Origin of the sequence: Parvibaculum sp. (genome assembly GCF_040882025.1) — a bacterium.
Lineage (GTDB): Bacteria > Pseudomonadota > Alphaproteobacteria > Parvibaculales > Parvibaculaceae > Parvibaculum.
Genome location: NZ_JBBECC010000171.1, coordinates 1 through 3756, shown reverse-complemented (window position 1 = coordinate 3756; position 3756 = coordinate 1). Strand labels below are relative to the sequence as shown.

The following is a 3756-nucleotide window of genomic DNA, read 5'->3' as shown; positions in this document are numbered from 1 at the left end:
CGACATCGGCTCCGGCACGGGCGGCCTCTACTGACCCTGTCCCCCGAAGCCTTGGCGAAGGGGGACGACATCGGCTCGGGCACCGGCGGCTTGTACTGATCTGTTGTCCGAAGGTCAGGTGCGGGGATGGCCGTTTCGAGGCAACATCGCCAATAGAAATTCAGTGTCACCCCGGCGAAAGCCGGGGCCCATGGGCGTTTCTTCTCACACCGCCGCTGGACACATATGCACAACCTCTCGCCCCCGCGACGCCAGACCCTTCAGGCAAGCCTCCATCGGCCGTTTTCCGCCCACGGTGACCGGCGCCGGTGTATCTTCGCCAGATCGACCTGTTGCTGGGAGGCAAGCCATGCGTCCGAGAATTGAACCGCTGCGTCGCGAAGACGCCGCGCCCGAAGTGGCGAAACTCTACGAGTTCATGGACTCGCTGGGCAATCCGCCGCCGAATATGCATCTTACCTTTGGCAAAAATCCGACCCTGTATTCGAAGTGGCTGCCTTTCGCGACCTACATCATTCCTGCATCGTCTCTGGAGCCGCGCGATCGCCAGATCCTCATCCTGCGCTCGGCCTTCAACGGGCGCTGCGGCTACGCCTGGGCGCAGCACGTTCGAATCTCCGAACGTCTTTCGGTGCTCGGCGAGACGGAGATTTCGGCGCTGGAAGACGGTGCCGAATGCGGCTGGAACCCGAAAGAAGCTGCGTTGATCCGCGCATGTGATGACACGGCCATGAACGCCGGCATTGGCGATGATGCCTGGGCCGAGCTCGCGCACCACTACAACGAGCAAGAGCTCCTCGACATCGTCTTCACCATTGGCCAATACGCATTGATCGCCATCGCCCTCAATTCGATTTGCGTGGAACTCGACGATGGGCTTTCATTGCCCGCATGGGCCGCGGTTCGCGGCATGGCGGGAAACCGGTAGACCGCTTTGGACCTGCCGTCCGGTCGGGGCCATCGTCCCGAACCCTTTACATGGCCCCCCATCCCCCCTATTTTCCGCGCCAAAGCCACGCCGAACCCGAAACGAGTCCTCTCCATGCGCGCCGAAATCGAAACCGTCGCCGATGAAATCAGGCAGTCGCTCGCGCTGCTGAGGAGGCATCTTTGACTGGGATGCAGCCCTTCGCCGCTATGACGAACTGACGGCCAAAGCCGAAGACCCCGACCTCTGGAACGACCCGGAAAACGCGCAAAACCTGATGCGCGAGCGCACCCGGCTGGAAGAAGCGATCGCCCGCCTGCGCGGCTTCGAGGCGGGCCTTGCCGACAATCTCGAACTGATCGAAATGGGCGAGGCGGAAGGCGACGCCGGCATCGTGACCGAGGCCGAGGCGGCGCTGAAGGCGCTGAAAACGCAAACCGACGAAGCAGAGCTCGAAACGCTGCTGTCGGGCGAGGCCGACGCCAACGACACCTATGTCGAAGTCCATGCCGGCGCCGGCGGCACCGAGAGCCAGGACTGGGCGCAGATGCTCTTGCGCATGTACACGCGCTGGGCCGAGCGCAAGGGCTACAAGGTCGAGCTGATCGAGCGCCACGAGGGCGAAGAGGCCGGCATCAAATCGGCGACCATCCTCGTCAAGGGCCACAACGCCTTCGGCTGGCTGAAAACCGAATCGGGCGTCCACCGCCTCGTCCGCATCTCGCCCTATGACAGCGCCGCCCGCCGCCACACCAGTTTTTCGAGCGTCTGGGTCTATCCGGTCGTCGACGACAGGATCGACATCGAGGTCAGCGAGGCCGATGTCCGCATCGACACCTATCGTGCGAGCGGCGCCGGCGGCCAGCACATCAACACCACCGACAGCGCGGTGCGCATCACGCATATTCCCACCGGCATCGTCGTCTCCTGCCAGAACGAACGCTCGCAGCACAAGAACCGCGCCACCGCCTGGGACATGCTGCGTGCCCGGCTTTACGAAGCCGAATTGCAGAAACGCGAAGACGCCGCCGCGGCCGAAGCCGCCGGCAAGACCGATATCGGCTGGGGCCACCAGATCCGTTCCTATGTGCTGCAGCCCTATCAGATGGTGAAGGATCTGCGCACCGGCGTCGAAACGTCGGACCCCGACCGCGTCCTCGGCGGCGACCTCGACCCCTTCATGGCCGCCGCACTCGCCGCCCGCGTCAAGGGCACGACGGCGGAAGTCGAGGACATCGAATAGGGCAGGGCAGGGCGGAGCCGTGCCACAATCCCCCCTCACCCTTCCCACCTACGCGGCTCCGCCGCTTCGGCGGGCCCCTTCCCTCTCCCCGAAGGGGAGAGGGAGATAGAGATAGAGAGCGACACTTCAGTCCCTCTCCCCATCGGGGAGAGGGAGGGAGCGGGCGCAAGCCCGCGGAAGGGTGAGGGGGCTTGTGGCAATGCACACACTCCACCCCCAAACAAGGACCCCCATGACCGCCCCCGAACATCATGACGTCATCATCCTCGGCGCGGGCGGCGCCGGGCTTTTCTGCGCGGGCGTTGCGGGCAGGCGAGGCCGCTCGGTCCTGGTCCTCGACCACGCGAAAACACCGGGTGAAAAAATCCGCATCTCCGGCGGCGGCCGCTGCAACTTCACCAATCTGCACACGGGGCCCGCCAACTTCCTCTCCGAAAATCCCTCCTTCTGCATCTCGGCGCTGAAGCGCTACACGCAACACGACTTCATCGCGCTGGTGGACCGCCACAACATCGCCTGGCACGAAAAGACGCTGGGTCAATTGTTCTGCGACGGCTCGGCGCAACAGATCGTCGACATGCTGCGGGCCGAATGTGCCGCCGCCGGCGCCGCCATCCGCCTCGAAACGAAAATCACCGCCGTCGAAAAAACCGAAGCGGGCTTCCGCGTCACGACAGGCGAGGGCACGCTCGCCTGCAAAAACCTCGTCGTCGCCACCGGCGGGTTATCGATCCCCAAAATCGGCGCCACCGGCTTTGCTTATGATGTCGCCCGCCAATTCGGCTTGGGCGTCGTCGCACCACGCGCCGCGCTCGTCCCCTTCACCTTCGACGGCGCGCAGAAAGCCGAACTCGACGGCCTTGCCGGCGTCGCGGTCGACGCCACCGTCGCCTGCGGCAAGACGCGCTTCGCCGAGGCGCTGCTCTTCACGCATAAGGGCCTCTCGGGCCCCGCCATCCTGCAGATCTCGTCATACTGGCGCCCCGGACAGGAAATCGCCATCGACCTTGCGCCGCACACGGACGTTTTCGCCGCCCTGAAAGAAGCCCGCGCCGCCCATCCAAAGCAGGAAGTCGAAACCGCGCTCGCCCGCTTCATCCCCAAGCGCCTGGCCGACCGCTGCTGCGCGCGCGCCGAAGTGACCGGCCGCCTTGCCGACATCTCGGACGCCCGCCTGCGCGCACTGGCCGAAAGCACCAACCGCTGGCGCCTCACCCCCGCCGGCACCGAAGGCTACCGAACCGCCGAAGTCACCGCCGGCGGCATCGACACAAGAGACCTCTCCTCGAAAACCATGGAAGCCCGCGCCGTCCCCGGCCTTTATTTCATCGGCGAAGCCGTCGACGTCACCGGCCACCTCGGCGGCTTCAACTTCCAATGGGCCTGGTCGTCGGGATACGCGGCCGCCCGACACGCCTGAGCTGCAAGCACCGAATCCCTCTCCCCATCGGGGAGAGGGAGGGAGCGACCGCAAGGTCGCGGAAGGGTGAGGGGGAGCCGCGACGCATCGCATATCCGCATCGTTCACCCTCACACTCGTCTTTGCCGGACTTGATCCGGCAACCCAGAAGGCGCGGCACCAGCC

General features: G+C 65.2%; 3 protein-coding genes. All 3 read left to right on the top strand.

All coding sequences use genetic code 11. The features are described 5' to 3' along the window. Positions 1-397: 397 nt before the first annotated feature. Complete coding sequence (locus tag WEB61_RS12485) at positions 398-928, top strand: carboxymuconolactone decarboxylase family protein (protein ID WP_368064664.1); 531 nt, start codon at positions 398-400, stop codon at positions 926-928. Between the two features lie 114 nt (positions 929-1042). Then, positions 1043-2171 (top strand): peptide chain release factor 2 gene (gene prfB / locus WEB61_RS12480; protein WP_368064663.1). Its coding sequence is split into 2 segments (ribosomal slippage): positions 1043-1111 and positions 1113-2171, totalling 1128 coding nucleotides; the frame shifts between segments, so codons are not numbered across the junction. A 232-nt stretch (positions 2172-2403) separates the two neighbouring features. Next, positions 2404-3591 carry an NAD(P)/FAD-dependent oxidoreductase gene (locus WEB61_RS12475; RefSeq protein WP_368064662.1) on the top strand — a complete coding sequence of 396 codons (1188 nt, stop codon included), beginning with the start codon at positions 2404-2406 and terminating at the stop codon, positions 3589-3591. Positions 3592-3756 lie beyond the last annotated feature (165 nt).